The organism is Caballeronia choica, from assembly GCF_001544535.1.
Taxonomy (GTDB): Bacteria; Pseudomonadota; Gammaproteobacteria; order Burkholderiales; family Burkholderiaceae; genus Caballeronia; species Caballeronia choica.
Window position 1 is genome coordinate 59,734 of sequence record NZ_FCON02000012.1, and the last position, 20,393, is coordinate 80,126.

The 20,393-nt window shown below is 60.1% G+C and carries 14 protein-coding genes; 5 read left to right on the forward strand and 9 right to left on the reverse strand.

Annotated features, from left to right (window positions below):
• Positions 1 to 116: 116 nt before the first annotated feature.
• Both AWB68_RS07930 and AWB68_RS07935 read right to left on the reverse strand, forming a co-directional pair.
• Entirely contained in the window at positions 117 to 776 is a 660-nt protein-coding gene (locus AWB68_RS07930) for an MOSC domain-containing protein (RefSeq protein WP_087643805.1), read from the reverse strand.
• A gap of 37 nt (positions 777 to 813) precedes the next feature.
• Complete coding sequence (locus tag AWB68_RS07935) at positions 814 to 1,806, reverse strand: NAD(P)H-dependent flavin oxidoreductase (RefSeq protein ID WP_087643806.1); 993 nt, start codon at positions 1,804 to 1,806, stop codon at positions 814 to 816.
• A 390-nt stretch (positions 1,807 to 2,196) separates the two neighbouring features.
• Between AWB68_RS07935 and AWB68_RS07940 the strand changes: the two genes are divergently transcribed.
• Positions 2,197 to 3,108 (forward strand): LysR substrate-binding domain-containing protein, encoded by a 912-nt coding sequence (locus tag AWB68_RS07940; RefSeq protein ID WP_087643807.1) that lies wholly within the window; start codon positions 2,197 to 2,199, stop codon positions 3,106 to 3,108.
• A gap of 7 nt (positions 3,109 to 3,115) precedes the next feature.
• Here the strand turns inward: AWB68_RS07940 and AWB68_RS07945 are convergent, their stop codons facing one another.
• From AWB68_RS07945 to AWB68_RS07955, 3 genes are all read right to left on the reverse strand, one after another.
• Complete coding sequence (locus tag AWB68_RS07945) at positions 3,116 to 4,216, reverse strand: NAD(P)H-dependent flavin oxidoreductase (protein ID WP_087643808.1); 1,101 nt, start codon at positions 4,214 to 4,216, stop codon at positions 3,116 to 3,118.
• 119 nt (positions 4,217 to 4,335) lie between these two features.
• Positions 4,336 to 5,247 carry a LysR family transcriptional regulator gene (locus AWB68_RS07950; protein WP_087643809.1) on the reverse strand — a complete coding sequence of 304 codons (912 nt, stop codon included), beginning with the start codon at positions 5,245 to 5,247 and terminating at the stop codon, positions 4,336 to 4,338.
• Between the two features lie 506 nt (positions 5,248 to 5,753).
• Positions 5,754 to 7,265, reverse strand: coding sequence for a CoA-acylating methylmalonate-semialdehyde dehydrogenase (locus tag AWB68_RS07955; RefSeq protein ID WP_087643810.1), 1,512 nt, complete (start codon positions 7,263 to 7,265; stop codon positions 5,754 to 5,756).
• A 108-nt stretch (positions 7,266 to 7,373) separates the two neighbouring features.
• Between AWB68_RS07955 and AWB68_RS07960 the strand changes: the two genes are divergently transcribed.
• A complete protein-coding gene (locus AWB68_RS07960) occupies positions 7,374 to 8,315 on the forward strand; it encodes a LysR family transcriptional regulator (RefSeq protein ID WP_087643811.1) in 942 nt (313 codons plus the stop codon).
• Between the two features lie 544 nt (positions 8,316 to 8,859).
• Here the strand turns inward: AWB68_RS07960 and AWB68_RS07965 are convergent.
• Positions 8,860 to 10,257, reverse strand: coding sequence for a replication initiation protein (locus AWB68_RS07965; RefSeq protein WP_087643812.1), 1,398 nt, complete (start codon positions 10,255 to 10,257; stop codon positions 8,860 to 8,862).
• A gap of 1,481 nt (positions 10,258 to 11,738) precedes the next feature.
• Here AWB68_RS07965 and AWB68_RS07970 point away from each other — a divergent pair.
• Entirely contained in the window at positions 11,739 to 12,950 is a 1,212-nt protein-coding gene (locus tag AWB68_RS07970) for a ParA family protein (protein ID WP_087643813.1), read from the forward strand.
• On the forward strand, positions 12,947 to 13,912 hold the full coding sequence (locus AWB68_RS07975) for a ParB/RepB/Spo0J family partition protein (protein WP_235028252.1): 966 nt from the start codon (positions 12,947 to 12,949) through the stop codon (positions 13,910 to 13,912). Before AWB68_RS07970 ends, AWB68_RS07975 begins: the two co-directional genes overlap by 4 nt.
• A gap of 3,298 nt (positions 13,913 to 17,210) precedes the next feature.
• On the opposite strand, the gene AWB68_RS07980 is transcribed toward AWB68_RS07975, so the two are convergent.
• Positions 17,211 to 17,516 carry an H-NS histone family protein gene (locus tag AWB68_RS07980; protein WP_235028253.1) on the reverse strand — a complete coding sequence of 102 codons (306 nt, stop codon included), beginning with the start codon at positions 17,514 to 17,516 and terminating at the stop codon, positions 17,211 to 17,213.
• 732 nt (positions 17,517 to 18,248) lie between these two features.
• On the opposite strand from AWB68_RS07980, the gene AWB68_RS07985 reads away from it, so the two are divergent.
• Positions 18,249 to 19,121 carry a hypothetical protein gene (locus tag AWB68_RS07985; RefSeq protein ID WP_235028254.1) on the forward strand — a complete coding sequence of 291 codons (873 nt, stop codon included), beginning with the start codon at positions 18,249 to 18,251 and terminating at the stop codon, positions 19,119 to 19,121.
• Positions 19,122 to 19,133: 12 nt separating this feature from the next.
• Here AWB68_RS07985 and AWB68_RS07990 read toward each other — a convergent pair whose 3' ends face one another.
• Positions 19,134 to 19,844: a S1 family peptidase gene (locus tag AWB68_RS07990; protein ID WP_087643816.1), complete on the reverse strand. Its 711-nt coding sequence runs from the start codon at positions 19,842 to 19,844 to the stop codon at positions 19,134 to 19,136.
• Positions 19,845 to 19,849: 5 nt separating this feature from the next.
• Entirely contained in the window at positions 19,850 to 20,332 is a 483-nt protein-coding gene (locus AWB68_RS07995) for an RT0821/Lpp0805 family surface protein (RefSeq protein ID WP_160109985.1), read from the reverse strand.
• Between the last annotated feature and the right edge of the window lie 61 nt (positions 20,333 to 20,393).

Sequence of the window (20,393 nt, forward strand, 5' to 3'; positions counted from 1 at the left end):
GATAACGCCGCACCGAGCGCCCGACTCCAAGTTCGCACTCTTCAAAACGAAGATCAAGCGAAGGTATTGCATAGGGGTATCTGAATCGGAGATAGCCGGCGTGGCGCTCACCATGTCTAAGCTTCCCGGCGAGCGCGACTCCGACGCCAATCCAGCATCTCCACGATCGATTCCTCGCGACGACCTGGAATGACCCGCAGCGGCGCTCCGCCGGAAATAAAGCCCGTCGTCACGACGCTCAGATAAATGCCCGCGCGTCCGCTGAGCAGCATGTGCCTGACCGCCCGCTTGTAGCCCATCACGGCGTTGAGCTTGAAACAGGGACTGCGCGGCGCCTCCACTCGCAACACCACCTCGCCGATCTCGATGCGGTCCCCGATCCACAAGGTGTTTTCGAGCAGGCCGGTGGTCGTAAGGTTTTCGCCTAGTGCGCCGAACATCAAGGGCGTCTCCGCATCCAGCACGCCCGCTTCAAGACGCCGACGCCGCCACCATTCGTAGTGCTCGACGGGATACAGATAGACAGCCTTGTCGAGCCCGCCATGGACGCTCAGATCCGCCTGCTCGTCGCCCGTCAGGCCCAGCCTTTTCACTTCGACATCGGATGGGTCGTCGATCGTGCTGACGGGTCGCTTTCTGATTCCGGACTCGACCACGAGGCCCGGCGAAGCGGCACCGATATCGAGCGGCGCGCTCACACCGACACTGACCGCAAGCACACGCGCACTTGCGCCCCCTGTCGCCGCTTCCAACTGCGTCCCGATCCGCTCGTTCATCGAAGCTCCGGCACTTGCGCATGTCCATCCACGACACTCACGCGGCGGCCTTGGCGTCGCGCGGTCCACGTGCGCCCGCATAGCCGAGGATCTCCGACATTTCCCGCACCAGATCGTCGACGATCGCCTTGGCCGGGCGGACGTCATGGATCAACCCTGCCGATTCGCCAGCAATGACCGGCGCGGTGTCGAACTCATGATTGGCGCGCGCCTCGAGAAAGCGAGGCCTTTCAGTGTGCAGGTGCTGGAGCAGGTCGCGTTCACGACCGATCCATCGATCGGAGAAATCATTGCGAAGCACGCGTCCCGTGTACGGCGACGGCCAGACGTTATCGCGTGCCATATCGAACAGAATGCCGCGGATGGTTTCCTCGCCACCCTTGCAGTCGACGATACGGCGTTTCGCATCCGCATGACCGATCGCTTCTTCGCTGGCATAGAAGCGCGTACCGAGCAGGACGCCCGACGCGCCCAGCGCGAGCGATGCGGCAAATCCGCGTCCGTCCGCGATCCCGCCTGCCGCGACGACCGGCACCTTGTCACCGACGGCATCGACCACGTTGGGCACCAGCGGCAGGGTCCCGCACGCAATCCCGTGGCCGCCGCCTTCCGCGCCCTGAGCGACGATGATGTCGGCGCCATACGCGACAGCTTCACGCGCCATCTCCGCCGTCTGCACCTGGCAGATCGACAGGATGCCCGCCTTCTTGACCTTCTCGACGTGCTTGCTCGCGTCGCCGAACGAGAACATCACGGCGACGGGCGAGTGCTCGATACACACGTCGACGAGATGCGGCTGTCGTGAAAGACTCCAAGTAATGAAGCCGACGCCTACGCGCGCGCCTTGTGCCTGCGAGAACTCCTCCCGAAGCCACGCTTCGTCGCCATAGCCGCCGCCGATGATGCCGAGACCGCCGGCTTGCGTGACCGCCGCGGCGAGCTTGCCGCCCGATACGAGATCCATCGGACCAAGCAGCACCGAATGATCGATGCCCAGTTTCTTCGAGAGTGCTTCGTAACGCTCAAACATCGTTGTCTCCTGTTCCTCGGAACACGGCGCTGCTCAGACGCAGCGGGTAGTTTTGAATTTCCAGGCACATGCTCGACGGGAAGTGCGTTTTCTGCATCCTGCTCACAGTGCTGTTTTGATCACGCCAGGATCGGCACCGTTTCTCGCGCGGCCAGGCCGCTTGCTATAGCACTCGAACTCGCGTCACGCTTGCCGTTCCCGTGAGCAATAGTGGCCCATCCCACCCAGCATTTGAAACGATTTGTTTTGATAGCTGCGATCGTTTGACCAGATACCCACGCCTGCGAATTGCCTTCCCGGCGTGCACCGATGCGCGCGATTTGTGAGCGCCCGCGACGGGATGTCGGCGCTACAATCCGCCGGGAAACGGCTGACCGGGAGAGACGGCTCATGGATGTGCGCGATCTGAAAGTGTTTGCCGCTGTAGCGGAAGCGGGTGTCGTGACACGAGCGGCGGCGCAACTGAACACGGTCCAGTCGAATGTCACCGCGCGGCTCCATGCACTGGAACAGGAATTGGGCGTCTTGCTCTTCCACCGCCACAGTCGCGGCATGTCGCTCACTGCGGCGGGCACGCATCTGCAATCCTATGCGACGAAGATCCTCGCTCTCGTCGACGAAGCGAAGCATGCGGTTTCCGATAACGGCGAACCGAAAGGGACGCTTCGTCTGGGTTCGATGGAAACGACGGCCGCTGTCCGCATGCCATCTCTCTTGATCAGCTTCACGAAGCTTTACCCGCTGATCGATGTGAACTTCTATACGGGAACCACGGGAGAACTGGTCCAGGACGTGCTTGATCGCAAGCTCGACGGTGCGTTTGTCGCCGGCCCGGTTGCGCACCGCGACCTGGAGTCGGTGGTTGCGTTTGAGGAAGAGTTGACTATCGCAACGTCTAGACAGGTGAGGTCGCTGGACCACCTGATTGCGTCGTCCGAAGAGGTGCGCATTCTCATGTTCCGGCAGGGCTGCGTCTACCGCAGGCGGCTCGAAATGTTGCTCGGCAATCGCGGGGTCGCGAAGGTGAAGGTCCTCGAATTCGGCACGCTCGAAGGACTGCTCGGCTGCGTCGCGGCCGGTCTCGGTATTACGATGTTGCCCACTTCAGTGGTGCGGCCCGGCATGAACCTCGCGTGTCATGCGATAGATGCGGACGAGGCGCGCATCGAAACGGTTTTCGTCTCTCGTGCGGGAAGTTACGCCCACTCGCCATTGACTCATTTCCAGCGACACTTCGAAGAGCGTGTCACCCCGGCCCCTACGATTCCTTTGAGGCCGGCGCGCTTGATTGCCATGAGCTGACGCGGCGTCACGCGCCTATCTGCTGCAAACGCTTCACGCAATCGCGAAGCTCGCTTTCCAGCACCGCGATCAGTTCCGCCGCCGGCATCGAGCGGGCGAGCGCGGCCGCCTGCCCCGCCCATTGCGCGCCATAGCCGAAGTCGCCCTTCGCTTTGGCTGCCGCGTGCAACGCCTTGCCTGCGTCGTAGGCGATGGGATAGTCCGGCGTTCTCGGCCGGTCCGCCACGAGTCCGAGCTCGGTGAAACCGTTCACCATGCTGCGCGCGAGCCGGCCTGAAATCGCCGGCGTCAGGATCGTGTGAGACGCAGCGTCGCCCAACAGCGCGCGACGGTAGCCCTCGTCGATCGACGTTTCCGGGCACGCAACGAACGCAGTGCCAAGCTGCGCCGCCTGCGCGCCCAAGGCCAGCGCAGCCGCGATACCCGCGCCATCCATGATGCCGCCCGCCGCAATCACCGGCAGTCTGGCGTTGCACGCGAGGAGCCGTGTCAACGCGAACGTGCCCAGCCCTTCGTCAAGCGCTTCTGGATCGAACATGCCGCGATGTCCGCCCGCCTCGATGCCCTGCGCAACAATCGCGTCGACTCCCGCTTCGGCGACAACCGCTGCTTCCTTCAAGTTCGTCGCCGATGCGAGCAACCTGATTCCTGCATCCTTCAGTGCCGCGATCGCTTCCTTCGACGGCAGGCCAAAATGGAAGCTGACAACCGCCGGCTTTTCCGCCAGAAACACTTTCAGCATGGCGTCGTCTTCGAGGAAGCTGGTATAGATTTCACCCAGCTTTTCAGGCGGTTTCGCGCCGAACTTCGAGAAGTGCGGCGCCAGCCAGCGAAGCCATTCACGCTCGACGGCTTCATCCGCGATTGCGGGGCTGTGGCAGAACACATTGATGTGGAACGGCTTGTCGGTCAGCGCCCGGGTATCGCGAATCACCTTGCGCGCAGCGTCCGCGTTCATCGCCCCGACACCCAGCGATCCGAGCCCACCCGCATTCGACACAGCCGCCGCGAGTGCCGGCGTGCTTACGCCTGCCATCGGCGCCTGGATGATCGGCTTTTGAATTCCCAGCAATGCGAGAAGTGAATTGCTTTCGGTTTGACTGCTCATGTCACGTCCTTTCCAAAAAGATTCATCCAACAACCCGGCACCTTCGATCATGTACCGGTCACGGTCTTCGTCTCCTCTTTGCTGCAGCTCGGTGGAGATCCCGGACGGTCGCTCGCCGTTCACGCATGCAGCTTTTCCACGACAAAATCAACAAAGGTCCGCACGCGCGAAGCCAGATGCCGGCCGTGCGGGTAAAGCAGGATGAAGGGTCTCGTGCAACCGCCGAAAGGCCGCAACACCTCGACCAGCGACCCGTTCGTCAAGTCTTCTTCGACGACGAAGCGGTAGGTCTGGAACAGTCCCGCGCCATGACGCGCCAATGTCACACCCGCCAGCACATCGCCCGATGACCCATAGCCCCCGCGCGTCAGCACTTCGAGCAACGCGTCGTCCACTTTGAAGTGCCACGCAATATTGCGACCGTTGCTCGGCAGCTCGAACTGGATGCAATCGTGATTGACCAGGTCGTCCAGCGTCTTCGGCGTCCCGCGCTTGCGCAAGTAGGCGGGCGCGGCCACCACCACCAGTTCGGCATCTTCCAGCGCACGCGCAATCAGGCCCGAGTCTCGCGGTGCACGTCCTCTGATCGCCAGGTCGAAGCCCTCTTCGGCGAATTCGATATTACGGTTGCTCAGATGAACCTCGACCGTGACGTCCGGATAGCGCTCGCGGTATTCGGCCATCAGCGGCAGCAAGCGGAAGTGGCCATACGGCGTTGGCATGCTGATGCGCAGCACGCCCGCAGGCGTGGTCTGCTGACCGGTCGCTTCGCGTTCGGCATCGGCGAGTTGACCGAGCGCCTGCCTGCATCGCTCGAAGTAATTGCGTCCGGCATCCGTCAGACGGATCTGCCTCGTCGTGCGCACGAATAGCCTGACGCCCAGCCGCTTTTCCAGCCGTGCGACCGAGCGGCTTACCGCAGCCGGTGTCACGCTCGCGGCCGTCGCGGCAAGCGTGAAGCTGCCCAATTCCGCCGCCAGACAGAACAACTCGATACTGCCCAGCAGAAGGTCGTCAAATTGACGCTGCATGCGAAAGAGTCCTGTCGTGAGTTGGTTGTGAGCTCGCGATTCATGCGCAACCGGCCTCCGCGCGCTCGCCCTGCCAATAAGGCTCTGGCGTTTGGAGGGGGTCCATCGTTCCTCGAGTTGCCTGGCGCGTGACGCTGAATGCTTCCAACGACAGACCCACCCCAACAGCTAAATTCTCACGCAAGAATGCCTTGCAGACGATATTCGTTTCCCGGGATGCAACGGTCAACCGGTCGAGGGGCAAAACACTCTTTACTGAAGGGAGCAGGTTCGGGAAAGCATCGCTCCCACGCCTTGTTCTCGTTAGCGTTGCGCTGTCCTTTCCATTACCACCACGAAGCAGGCTACTCTTTCCACGCCGGAAAAAGTAGCTCCTCCCTGCGTCGGGCTGAAGTGATCTGGAAGCACGACAACGTGAAAAGCACATCGGGTGCGACGCACAAAGAAACAGGCGCCACACGCATTGCTGCGCGCGGCGCCCGCTTGCCATGACTTAACGGAGTGCTTTACTTCGACGTCGGCATCGCGAACTCAGCGCCCTTCTCGGTGCTTTCCGGCCACCGCTGCATGATGGACTTCTGCTTCGTATAGAACCGCACGCCTTCTTCGCCATACGCGTGCGTGTCGCCGAAGAGGCTTCGCTTCCAGCCGCCAAAGCCGTGCCACGCCATCGGGACCGGGATCGGCACGTTGATGCCCACCATGCCGACCTCGATACGACGACCGAATTCACGGGCAACATGACCGTCGCGTGTGTAACACGCGACACCGTTGCCAAACTCGTGCGCGTTGATCAGGTCGACGGCCTCGGTGAAGTCCTTTACGCGAACGCACGCAAGCACCGGCCCGAAAATCTCTTCTTTGTAGATGCGCATCTCCGGCGTGACGTTGTCGAACAGCGTGCCACCCGTAAAGAAGCCGTCTTCGTGGCCCTCGACCTTCAAGCCGCGACCATCGACCACCAGTTTCGCGCCTTCCTCGACGCCCGTCGCGATGTAACCCTCGATGCGTTCGAGCGCCTGTCGCGTGACGATCGGACCCATTTCGGCGTCGGCTTCCATGCCGTTCTTCACGATCAGATTGCGCGCCCTTTCGGCCAGTCGCGGAATGATCTTGTCGGCGACGTCGCCCACCAGCACCGCAACCGAGATCGCCATGCAGCGTTCGCCGGCGGAACCGTAGCCTGCGCCCACCAGGGCATCGACGGCCTGGTCGAGATCGGCGTCCGGCATCACGACCATATGGTTCTTCGCGCCGCCCAATGCCTGCACGCGCTTGCCGTGCTTCGCACCGGTTTCGTAGATGTAGTTGGCGATCGGCGTCGAACCGACGAAACTGACTGCCTTCACGTCCGGATGCACGAGCAGCGCGTCGACCACCACCTTGTCGCCCTGGACCACGTTGAAAACGCCGTCGGGCAGGCCGGCTTCCTTCAACAGCCGGGCCATGAAGAGCGACGCCGACGGGTCACGCTCGCTCGGCTTCAGAATGAACGCATTGCCCGCAGCGATCGCGACCGGGAACATCCAGCACGGCACCATGCACGGGAAGTTGAACGGCGTGATCCCCGCGACGACACCCAGCGCCTGGCGGACCGTCCAGTTGTCCATGCCCGTCGAGACCTGCTCCGTGTAGTCGCCCTTGAGCAGTTGCGGAATGCCGCAGGCGAACTCGATCACGTCGATGCCGCGCGCGACCTCGCCTTGCGCATCGGAAAAGACCTTGCCGTGTTCGGCCGTGATGATCGCGGCGAGTTCGTCGCGATGCCGGTTCATCAGTTCGAGGAAGCGCAGCATCACGCGGGCGCGGCGGATCGGCGGCGTGTTGCTCCAGTTCGGGAAGGCGGCCTTGGCGCTTGCGACCGCAGTGTCGACGTCGGCCGTCTCGCCCAGCACGAGTTTACGCGGACGCTCGCCGGTCGCGGGATTGAAGATGGGCTGGCTTCGCGTACCGGAACCACGCGCCAGTTCACCGTGAATGAAATGGATCACGTCGGCGGTATCGTTGAACGCTTGCATCTCGTCTCCTCTACATTGATTGACAGTGACGCAAGTGTAGGAAGCTCCAGCGAGTCTGCAAAGGCGCTAAGATTGAAATGATTGTTTTGATTTGTGAACAATAAGCACATGGACACGCAAAAGGTCGAAGGTCTCTGGACGCATCTTCACTGGCTCACGGTGCTCGCCGAACAGGGAACGTACACGGCCGCGGCAGCGCGCCTCGGCGTGAGCAAAGCGGCGATGAGCCAGCGCATCGCGGAACTGGAGCGCGCGGCGGGGATTGCTTTGGTGCAGCGCACGACTCGCAGTGTGCGATTTACGGAGGCCGGTCGGCGGCTGGTGGAAAACACGCACGGCGAGTATGAACGCATCGCGACGAGCTTCGCGACGGTCCGCGAAATGGCCGGCGTCGCGCGCGGATTGATCCGGGTGACGGCGCCCGTCGCCTTCGTTCGTCAGCAACTCGTGCCGAAGATGTCGGCGTTTCTGCGCGCGAATCCTGAAGTGCGCGTGCAACTCGAAGTGTCCGACCGCATCAGTTCGATCGCAACCGAAGGATTCGATCTGGCGATCAGGCATAGTGCGCAAGCGCCGGAAACGCATGTCGCGTGGAAGCTGTGTGAAACGCATTCCGTGATCGTCGCGACGGGAGCCTATCTCAAGCGGCGAGGTGTTCCAGCGTCGCCTGCCGATCTGTCGTCGCATGATTGCCTGTTCTATCCGCGAGCGTTGGGGCCAGGAATCTGGTCATTCGAGAAAAAATCGGGACGCAAGGCGAGCGCCGGCCCGCTCGCCGTCACCGTGACGGGGCCGTTTTCGGCGAACAACAGCGAGGCGTTGCGAGACGCCGCGCTCGACGACATGGGAATCGCGCTGCTGCCGGACTTCACCGCACAGGCCGCCGTGCGGGCCGGGAAACTCGTGGTGCTCTTGCGGGAATGGCGTCCCGTGGGGGCCTTTGCCGGACAGCTCTATGTCGTGCGGCCGTATACGCCGCATGTGCCGCGCGCGGTGGCGCTTTTCATCGCTTATCTTCGCGAGGCGTTTGCGGAGGGGTTTCCGCTTTGAGAGGGGCTGTAGCGTCACTTGGTCAATGGACAAGTCGGGCCGGAAACAGCGAATCGCCGCCTGGGTTGGCGGTTGGTCGAGTGATTGTGCTCACGGGCCTCTTTACGGCATTGTCCGGCCGGAGCGTCAACGTTGTGCGCCTACCGATGGTTGCGAAGGTCGCCAAGCGGGATGAACACGGACGACGGGTTTGCTTCGAGCGCGGCGCTGAGTCTTCGGGATGAAGGTCTGCGACGCTCTCGCATCCGTCATTGCGCGGACGCATGGTGATGACACCTTCACGCTGGGCACAACCGGCCCAACGTGGGTCGGTCGCTGGTTGCGCTGCGATACCGGGTTGGTTCGATGTGAGAAGAACGGCGCGGTGGGGATTGACCGTTAGTTGCGATCTGTCTCGGTAGCGATGCCTTCATGCAATGATTTTATGGTTCGATGCGCTTCTCGAATTCGACCATCCTTACGATGGTCTTCTCCACAAACCGAACCTTTTAACCGCGAGGCTCAAGACGCGTTGCGCTGGCCAAGACGAGCAGACCTCGTCCACTCAGCTCTCAGTCTTCTTGGCCTTGCTTTTAGTGCGCAGGAATACGAATTGGGAAAAGGCCCACGCCAGATCGGCGTGCGACAAGAGGTCGACCTCGGTAAGCGAAGCAGATTCGAGCTTCAGCCGCTTCACCAGCAGCTTGCCTGCGGGCGACACGAGGTAGGAACGCACCAGGTCCTTGCGCGCCCGCGCATCGAAGGCTTCGAAAAGTGCGCGCCCCTGTCGGACCTCTTCCGCCGTCCGGGACCTGACTTCGGCATCCCGTGCCGCATGGTTGGCCTCGACCTTTTTTATCGCATGTTCCTTGGCGTGTTCTTCGACTCGCTCGGCTTCCGCTTTTTCCTCGAGTATCGCAACCATCTTGCGTTCGGCCTCGGGCACCTGCCAGTTGTCGCGGAGCGCCTTCATCAGATAACCGGCGGGGCTCTTGGTGATCTTGCCCTGGTCGAGGCGGAACCGGGTGTACTCGATGGCTTGCTGGATGCGCTCGTCCGTCCACACCGCGCGATTTTCCGAGATGATGATGAACTGCTTGGTCGTCACGCCGAATTCGTTTTTCAGCGCGAGATAGAGTTCCTGTGCACCCTGCAGGCTTGCCCTGACGGAATCGGCCGTTTCCTTGCGACTCATCCGAAAACGAATGCGGTCGATTTTCTTCGACGACACCGATTCGGTCCTTGTCTCGTACGACAGGTCGATGTCGGAGAGTTCGTTGATTTGACGCACGGCCGGCTCGAACGTATCCCGTTTGAAATACTTGAAGACCGCGGCGCTGGCCCCCGACTTGCCCGCCCAGTTGCGAATGACGTCCAGCGGGATCCAGTCCGTCATGCCGTGCGGCACGAACGGCAGGATATGGTCGTATATTGCCCGCGCGGCACTGAGCGTGAACGCGGACGTGATGCGCAGGCTCAGCCAATGGGACTTGTCGGTATCCTTGATGTGACGCAGCAGTTGCGGCGGCACTTCGAAACGGATACGGCCGTTGTGAATGCCGACGATGCCCAATAACTGCACCGAAACCCACAGATCCTTCTCTTGCGGTGCCTGGTCGGGCGGCGTGTCGGTGACCTGGATGAGCGATTTCTGGACTTCCGTGATGACGGCGCGCAAATGTACGTGGTTCTTGCTGTCGTATCGCATGAGCCACTTGAAGTAGTTGAGCTCGACGTCGTAGTGGTCGGCGTTGCCCTTTTCTTGCGCCACGATGAAGTACGCGGCATCGATAAGCCGGCGCGCGGTCACGCCCATGTCGGTGATTTCGACGAAGACGTTATTCCGCTGAAAGCCGATTTCCTTGGGAGATTCGTTGATGGGCAAACCGTCGGGGAACATATCCTCGAACAGTCCAAGCGACATCTGCCGCGGTGTCGCTTTTGCCACAATCTCGTCTGCCATCCCCTTCTCCTTCGTCTCCTGCGGCGCAATTTAGCATGGGTAGGTGAGATGTCAACACAAAAGTTCTCACCATGAATCGGCGGGCATGGCGCGAGGTTTCGGGCTTGGGCTAGCAGATGGACGGTACTGGCGCCCTTCCATCGATGCCTGGTCGGCCTGGCAACGATGAGTAGGTACAAATGTTCTCACCTCCCTCGTACAAAAGGGCTCACCATTAATCACGACCGATACGCGGAAAGTCACTATCCATGAGGCGCTTCGCCGATTTGACCGCAATTACAAAACTTCTCACCTTCGAGTTATGCATACCCAATAGTCATCACCTACAGCAGGTAAACGCCTCACCGCGGTGGCCCAATTCATCTCACCTTGCCTGTACAGAACCCTTCACCTTCAGCACAAAAGCTCTCACCTTTTTCGGGCTAATGCATTGAAAGTATTCAGTTTCGCGGGGTTCTGTATGTTGGTGAAGTTGGTTTTCTGGTTTGTCTTTTTAAAAAACTAACCAACGTTGATACGACTTTTTCTGCTTTAAGCATCGCAACTGATGGTGAGAACTTTTGTGCCCAGAAGGACGCTCGACGAGGTGAGAATGTTTGTACGCGCAGGTCTTGACCGGTCGCAGCCCGGGGTTTTGCTGGATATGTCTACATGATCGTTTGTGGGGCACGATTTGGCCGAGATAGTCAGGATTTTCTACCCGACGTCCTACGCTCCCGACAGCGGTAATCCGTAGCGGTCAGGCTGCGCTTTTGTAAAAGACGACTTTTTCCCCCGAAGCGACGTTTTGGATCAGTTGTCACAAGTCGAGGTGAGAGGTTTTGTACCCAATTGCGGATCTGAACGACGGGCACATGCGCGTGATCTGCAATCGTCCTCAACCAATTTCTATTTGTTTGCACATTTCCATCGATTTGCCTTCTGCTGCATCGCAAGGTGAGACCTTTTGTTCTCTCCCGGACGTGCACGCCCCGATCTATGCCCGTTCGGCACAAAACTTCTCACCTTGCGCTTAAAATTTGAGCAAATATTAGAGGTCGGGTGGCGTCGAGGAGCCGCGTGGCGGGCTTAATGAGCGCAAGTACCCGGGCAAGGTGAGAGGCTTTGTACCCGCGACAGCTATTCCCGCGTCGCCGCGAAGAACTGGAACAAAAGTTCTCACCTACCGCCTGATTTCTATGGAACTAGGAAAAGGAACTTGCCTCACTGGCTTTTCCTGCATCCGCGGCGCGTGCTTGCCAGTGCCGATCGTCAAGGTGAGCGCGTCGAGGGATTCGCGACGCGGGCGTCATCGATATAGACCCCGCGAATTCACATTGAGACGCGAAACTGGGGTCGCAGGCCGCTCGCGAACCGCCATTAAATCCTTCTCGGCGGCTGACCACACCTGGCTCATCAGCCAAATCCCCACTTGCTTGTGGGTGTTTTTACTTTTTTCTTGTATTCTACGCTTCGTCCCGATTTCGAGGAAAAGCGTGAAAATGTCAATTAGAAGCGAATTGCCGGTTATAGATAGAAGTGTGAGCCTGGCCTATATTGCGGAGTTCTCGGAAAGGGTGAGTACGCTCACGGAAGAACTTCGCGATCAAATTCTGGCGCCGCGTCCGCGAAAGAATGCGCCAACGTTCACGACCTCTGAAGTGGCCGAACTGTGTGGACTGGACCGGAGCAAGATTCACTATCTTGCCTCCAGGGAAGGAACCACACTGCCGACCGGCGCGGCGTATGGAACAGGCCGCAGCCGACTTTTCACCCTTGCGGAAACACGCACCTACATCCAGCAAGTTTCCGAAATCTACCAGTCTCCGCTGGTAACGGGCTCTCGCGACGCGGATGGGCGCGTCGTCCTGGTAGCCAACTTCAAGGGCGGGTCGACCAAGACCACCACTAGCATGTGCCTGGCACAAGGCCTCACTCTGCGGGGTCGCAAGGTACTCGTGGTCGACCTCGACCCGCAGGCGTCCCTCTCGGAACTGTGCGGAATTTACGCCGAGAAAGAGGTCGACGAGGATTCCACGGTATTGCCCTACATCTATGACCAGAGTATCGAGGGCGGATTGTCCTCGGTCATCAAGTCGACGTACTGGGACGGGTTGGACGTCATCCCGGCGCACCCGTCCCTGTTCGGTGCCGAGTTTCATCTGCCGGCCATGATGAAGGTCAAGCCGACCTTCAAGTTTTGGGCGATTCTGCGACAGGGCCTTGAGCCGCTCCGCAAACAGTACGACTACATCATCCTGGACACGGCGCCATCGTTGTCGTACCTGACGCTGAACGCGCTGATGGCGGCCGACTCCATGGTGATGCCATTGGTGCCGGAGAGTCTGGATTTCATCAGTTCGGTCTCTTTCTGGAGTCTCTTTTCCGACATCGCGGCGAACTTCATGTCGATGGAGCGCGACAAGAAATATGACTTCATATCCTTATTGCTGTCCAAGGTGGATTATGGGCAGACGTCGTCAGCGCCGATTGTGCGCTCGTGGGTGCAGCGCGCGTATGGCGAGTGGCTGAACACCGTGGAAGTGCCAGCGAGTTCCGTGATGAGCAACGGGGCGCTGGCGCTTTCTACCGTATTCGACATCAGCAAGGCAGACGGCGTGGCGAAGACCGTCCAGCGGGTCCGCCAGCCGCTGATGGAATACTGCCGCTGGCTTGATGACCTGTACGTCGAGAAATGGAGACTCGCGCAATGAACATTCGTGCACGCATGGCTGAGCAGACTGCGAATCTTCGGTCGACGGCAGATATCCAGCCTGAGGAAGTCCGACGCGCCGCGTCGCCGAAGACGGGGCCGGGCATGGCGGGCGCGCTGGCCGCAGCCAACATGCGCATTCAGGAACTCGAAGCAGCCGGCGCTCAATCGGAGCTGCCGCTTGCCGAAATCGCCGCGAACCCATGGCAGCCGCGCAAGGTATTCGACAATACCAAGCTGGCAGAACTGGCCGAGTCCATCCGGGAAGTTGGGTTGATCGAACCGGTCATCGTCCGACGGGTGGAAACGGGTTACCAATTGATCGCTGGCGAGCGCCGATTCCGTGCGCATCAGATCGTTGACAAACCGACCATCCGGGCGCTCGTCGTCGAGTGTTCGGACCAGGATATGGCCGTTTTCGCACTAGTCGAAAACGTCAGCCGGGAGGACTTGGCAGACTACGAAATTGGACAGTCGCTGCGTCGGAGCGAGGCCGAATTTCCGAGCCGGAAGCGAATGGCTGAGGCGCTGGGCATGTCACGCAAAGGGCTTTACCGGTATCTGGCTTTCGAGCAGTTGCCCGATTTTGTCAAACAGGACCTTGATCTGAATCCGCGCCTGCTTGGTGGTACGGCAGCGGACGAGGTCGTTTCGGTCATTAAGAAGCACGGTGATGCGGCACTGGGCGCCGCCCGTGAGCTTTGGACTGCGGTCGCGAACGGAACGCTTGATCAAGGCAAATTCGCGTCCGCGATCGTCGCGCAGGTTACGCGTGGCATTCCGGTTGAAGGCGTGCACGAGCGAAGCATCGAGAAAATCTTTTCGGGCAAAAGCCATGCTGGAAGCATTACGAAGGATGCACACAGTTTTACTGTGAAACTCAGGACGGGTGTCTTGTCGGAGGCGCAGGAGACACAGATTCGCGAACTCATCAGCGAGTTATTCAACGTTAAACCAGGTTGACGATCGGGCGTTCGAAACCCCCGCGGAATTAATCCGACTCAGTGGTGCCGCTCAGTTATGCGCTGAGCGGCATTTTTGTTTTTTGCTCTTGGAAGTGACTTGAGAACGAAGATCTGGGCGGATTTTTGTCGGGATGCTGTCGAGTCACTTTTGTGCCTTCTTGGAAATATATGGCTGAGCAGGCTGGCCGAGCAACAGTACTGCGTACGGATGGGGCGCGGTGCACGTTAAGCTCGGGCCGGCAGCGTGTTCGACAACGTCGATCGGGCGCGACTGCGCGAGACGGCGCGACTTGGTGAGATGCTCTGCCTGATCCTCTTGCGCCTTATTTTCAGGGGCCCTTTGCCTTTTCGAGATGCCACGTGGAGACGCGCCGTTGATCGGAACTGCACAGCCACACGCCCGCTTTCCCTCATATGCTAATGCCTTTCGGGCGCACTCTAGCGCGAGAAGACGACCCACAGAAGGTTACACATTCTGTCTGACGGACAGATGCAAGGCTATGGACGTTAGAGTCCAGAGGATTGCGCCGTAGCCTGCGAACTTCTTCGTCAGGGTAACAAGGCCGACTTTCCTGGCCCGCGCGAGCAATCTCCGAATCCGGCTCGCGGCCGTCGCTGTGCTGCGTTGCCGTTATGATCCGAGTCGAGGCGTTGCACTGGACAACCGGGCCATTGCTGCGCAAACCGCATAACTTCGGGTCACGGATTGAGGTTCAAAAACCAAGGCGTTTGTGGGTCCGCGCAGCCACGAGCGTGGCGGGATTCCAACGAACTGGGTCGACGTTCAAATCCGGTCGCCCTGACTAGACGAACGCAAAAAAATCTCGGCCTCTTGTTTCCGGCCAATACAAGATGCCTCGTAACGCATAGCGGTCGTGCCGATGGTGGGCGGACATTGCGCGACGCCATGCAAATTTTGGTGCGCAACACAGGTGTTTTTTACGAGCCTCGCCAAGCGATCGCGAGCGCTTTAAGAACTGATATTGTTTCTAGCTTGAGTCGCGGGGTATTCCGAAAAATCCGGAGCGCGTCATTCAACCACATCGACCGACTGTCGCAATACAGTAGTCGCAGTCCAAGCAGGGCTTGCAAGGACCAATATTAACTGCGCGGACCTCCTATTTCATCCGGCACGGAAAGCAGACGCGGTCACTCATCCGTTCGCGAAAATCCGTGTCGCATTCGGTGACTTCCGGGAAGACTCAGATTTGGCTGCTCACGTTACAGCCTTCGACGCCTTAAAAGTAACTGCACGGTATTCGCCGCCTCGGCGGGTTGGTGAATGCTTCCCCGGTGTGTGTCGAGTCGACACACATTGCCTTACCGCGGTTAGACGTTCTGTCCCAAACTAAAATCGCGCGGCGAAGGCTCTCGACTCGCGTGCGTTCTCGGGCTGACAGATCGGTAACGGGGGCGGGCGCAGTGAAGTGTGTCGACTCGACACACGTTCGCTGGAGCGAGTCAGATACGCGGGCCATTACTGCGAGCATGCTTGCCCGGAACACAAACAGAAGGCGTTTCCCCGGACGTTGCGATACGGGCGTTCTGTCTGCTCCCCGATTCGCAGGCATTTTCTCCGACAGTTCGAATCGGCATCGAAATCAGCAAGAAGCGTGAGAGCGCCGGACAGTTGGCAGAGGCATGTACGCAAGGCACAGGCTGACAGGAATTCGGACCCGTATCGCCGAAGCGACGAAGCGGCCTTGCGCAAACGCTTGTACCCGGCGCGCCGCAACCTGCCTTACGAGCCGCATCGGCATGTGAGTACGCAAAGTGAGTCTGTTCGTCGATGTGGATCTGACTACTAGCACTCAACACCATACTTCGGTCCGCGACGCTCTACGATCGAATGTAACCATTCGCCCACCGGACCCATCCAACTCCTGACCCCGCGACCGACTCAATCGCGATTCATCGCCTCTGTTTGGGCGGGTGCGCGGATCCGCGACGTGGTAAATACCGTACGGCCTGTAAATTCGGCCGGCGCGCGGGGCTTCGGAGCAAATGGAACGGCTCTAAATTTTGGGCCAACATCTTGAGGGTTCCATCCAACGCAAAATACCTGCCTAGCTCGGAATAGCAGGAACCGACTCGGCGGAATCGATAGTCTCGTGCACGGAGCGCAGATGAAGGAAGTTGCCATCTCGCAAGCCAAGCAAACTGCCCGTTCCGGGCATAATAATTGCTTAAACGGTCTAGACGCCGACAAAGCTTGACCCGTTTATCGAGACTAATGGGAAGTCGGGAGGTGGAAGCCATTGCCCAACGTGCATACGCGCCTTGCACCTCGGCTTTGGGTACCGCACCGCGATAGCCAAAGCCCCGAAAAAAGAACGATGCACCTGACCGATTGCTGGATGAACGACCTCGACGAGACGTGAAACATCGGTATCCGCAGCGAAGAACTAAAAAATCAATTTAAAACAGTTAGTTACGCGAGAAAACTCACTTTGTTTCACGAAACAACGGCACAAAAACAAGACAGCAATCGGTGTTCGTCTATCGCCGACACCCCTATATCCAAAAGCACCGCTACAGCCAAAAAATGTAGCGGACAACACGTAAAACGTAGCGACTGCAATGCTCCCGCCAGACGCTCGTCGTATTGCGCAATAGCGTGAGACAAACACATGCGTCCTGAAACGAAGTTCAACCGCATGCCAACCGAACAGGTCCGTTGAATGCTGCGTCAGCGCCCGGCTTGGCGGACGCATACACTCGGTCGGCAAGCGAAAGTATGCTGATACCAGCCGATTAGAACCGCGGAGCGATTTGACAGCCGTCAGACGAACTCGCCGTTTGAAGCGCCAGGAAACCCACTATCGCTGCTAAACACGCAGCGGCGGTAGTTCGGTCGACGTCGAGGCGATCGCGCCGTGGAGCGCGTGGCCAATCAAAAAAATTTGGAACGCAGGGTACGGCGCCGCAAAACCATTCGTCGCCTACCCGATTGCAGAAATACCCATTGCGGAGGCTTGTAACGCGGTTCGGGGATGGCTCCCCTTACTCGAGTCGCACGAGCGGCTTGTAGAGCCTCCTGTGCGGTTGTCCATTTTTTTGGGCTGCCCCTGGGAGTATTTCAGCAAACCTGCCAAGCGGAAATGCTGAACCTCGTTGCGGAAAACCTATTAACTCCCGCTCGCTGCGGGGTAAAGCGTTAGCCACGGCGCATCGGCAGTTCGTGCCGTGCCAGTTACCTATCTCAACGGCAGTGGCAAATGTCCCCAGCGGGCGGCGTTTTCACACTGTCATAGCTCACCACCGCGGCGATTCACAAAAATCGCCGAAGCCCACCATCAGTTGTCTTCAGAGAACAGGCTGCCCTGCGAGCTAGCCGCTGGTCGTCGAGCACTCGCCCGTGCCGTCACCAAAAACTCGCCTCGATCCTTCCCGATGATCCAGCGCGGTGCTCGCCCTCGACCGCTCCAGGTCGCACCCGTGACAGGATCGCGATACTTCACGAGGCTTTCCGGCTCGCCGGAATCAGAAACGGCAGGCGCCTTGCGGCCAACCAGTTCGTGCAGAGTGATCTTGTACTCGCGCATCTTTTGCACGATTTCAATTAGCGCAAGCCGCGTTTCTTTTTCTCGCGCTTCGGCCAACTGCTTTTCAAGTGCGTTGTGTTGTGCCAGCAGTTCGGCGACGTGAGGACTTGTATATGCCATCGGTATCGAAAGTTTGATCGTTTGGGAGTCTTGCGCGCCGGGAGTCTTAGTTCTTTACGCATATCGACTTGACGCGCACACGATCAATTCTAACCGCCAAAGTGCCGCGCTTAACAGTCGATGCGAGAGCGCGGGAAGTATGCTTCGCGACGCCGTCGCCACTGACAATGCCCGCCGTAGACACAGCGGCCGAACACACTGAGTTCTTCGATGCCCGCCCGCCGTCGTAAAGCTTTGCATATAGACCAGCCACACGCTGCCTGCCGACATCGTGGCGAGGCAAACGCGCGCCCTCGATCGATGCCGACGAGATGTAAAAGCAGGAGCAATCGTCCTCGCCCATGCCCCCGAGGAGCCCTTCCTTTGGATGGCGCGACTCCCTCGATATAGCGGGTGTTGCCCCAGGGCCAATGATCGCACCATTCACAACGTCGGATGTCGATTGCAGCAGCCGACCAGGCAAGCGTGTCGACTTCGCGCCGCAGATGCGCGTCGCTCGGTCAGTCGAAGCGAAGTTTGTCGTCGCATGTCCGACCGTTGGCACCTGCGAGGTATCGCACATCTTATGCATCAGACACCGCCCCGGCGGTCCCCGCGCCGCGCTGCTAGTGGCCACGCATCGCGGACTTACCGGCGCGGCTGCCTTGCCATCTCCTGGAGACCCAGATGATGCCATTGACGATCCAACGTCTCGACGATGACGCCCACTGCCCCGAACTCGTCGACTTGTGGCGCCGCCGGTCGCAGCTTTCGAAGCAGGAGACGGCGGCGCTCTATGATGCGGTGAAGCGCGCGCTTCATGCCTACCACCCGCCGGAGCTCCGATGCCTGCGCGACGACAAGGACGAACTCGTCGCCCAGTTCATTTTTCTCAAGGTGCTGCGGCTCGCGTCGAACCGGGCAGAATCGCGGTGCTCGGCGGAAAGCGCGCCCTCCAGCTTCTATGCAATCCGCGCCTATTTCCGGCGCTTCCTGATCGATTGCCTGCGCAGCGCCGACCACCAGCGCCATGTATCGATGGAAACCGAGGCGATCAGGCATGAGGTGGAAAGGCTGGCGCATCCGGGTTCGGACCCGGTCGAATCGGTACTGATGCAACACGGACTGAGCGAATCCAGCGTGCGCCGCGCCGCGCACGCTTTCGTCCAGGCGCTCGATGACGTCGACCGCATCATCCTGGCCGGCAGCATCGGACGGTGCTCGGACGAGAAGGGCAGTCTTGCCGCGCTGGCGGCGGCGCATCGCGTGTCGTCGTGCCACTATCGCGCGATCAGGCTTGGCGTCAAGGTCAAAAAGACCGCGTCGGCCGAAGACTATGCGCAAAGCAAGATCGGGCGCTGGCTCGTCGACGTGCTTGGCATCGACATCGGCCCCGACAACGACGACGCCATTCTGCTCGTGCTCAACTTGCTGGCGGAGGAGTCGAACCAGATCGCGCTCCGGCCGGCGCCGGCCCTGCGGAGCATGGAACGCGATCCCCGGATCACCCGGCCAAAAGCGGTGGAAATTCACGAGATCACAGACGAATGCGCGCAAGCATGAACGCGCGCCTTATCACCGCGCCTGCGCGCACTGCACGAGCGAGGCCATCGTCGAGAGCTGCTCGCTTCTGGACCCGCCAGCCTGGGCTCTGAGCCGCAACGACATCGATTCGATGCCATGGGCCTTCAGGAAACCGGCGATCTCCTTGCTCCGCACCGCGACGCTCAGATCGGGTCTCGTCACATAGCGCCCGATGACCATCCCCTGCAGTGCGCCCCGCGTATCGATCACGGGGCCACCGCTGTTGCCTTCATACAGACGCGCGCGAATCACGAGCAAGGGACGCCCGTCGCGCCACGTCGTGCCGTCGATGAAACCCTGGGTGAGCACCGGCACGCGCGGCGTGGATGGCGTGAGGCCGAAGCCGATCGTGTAGATGACCGCCTGGCCCGCTTTCAGGGGAACGGCGGGCGGCATGGCGGCAAAATCCACCATTCGCTTTGTCGAGAGGAGGGCGATGTCCAACTGGTCGTCCACTGCGACGAGCCTGGCAGCGAGCGGCGGTGCGTTGCCGGGCCATATTTCGATTTTCTGGCAGCCTCGCACCACGTGCGCGCTCGTGAGCATGTAACCATCCCGGGACACGATGAATGCCGTGCCGCTGCGCAGGAGTGTCGTGTCTGCCGGACTGGCCGGCCTGGCGCTCGCGGCTACCCCATGCCGTGCCGTCGAGCACGCCATGAAGGCCGCCATGACGAGCGCGAGCAGGCGGTTCGCGGTCATCGATGCTAGGCGTGCACGATCTTCCACTTGCCGTCGGTATCGCGGCACGCGCGCGATTGCTCCGTGCGGGTGGTGCCGTCCTTCGTGTAGCTCTCGTTGAAGTCGCGGCACACTTGAGCGTTCGCAGTCTTCGTGTATCCGCTGAGAGGTTTGATCGCGCCGGAATTGCCGGTCTCCGGGTTGCGCCACTCGCGCGCGACATCACGGCGCGACTCCAGCGATGCGGCGAGTGCCGCGTCGCGCATCCTGCGGTCGCGCTCGTCGAGTTGCGCGCCGATCGCGCCGCCAATCAACCCGCCGGCCAACGCGCCGACGATCGTCGCGCCTGCGTTGCCATGTGTCGTGGCGGCGCCTGCCACGCCGCCCAGCAGCGCGCCGAGCGTCGCGCCTCCCACGGTCTTTCCATTGTCGCCAAATGTTCCGTCGCTCGCACAGCCGGCGATGAGCGCCGACGCACAAAGCGCGCTGGCGATGGTCGATGAACGCATGATCATTTTGTGTCCCTTTCCTGAAATGCCGGCGCGCCGAAACGTGTTTCGATCGCGCCGT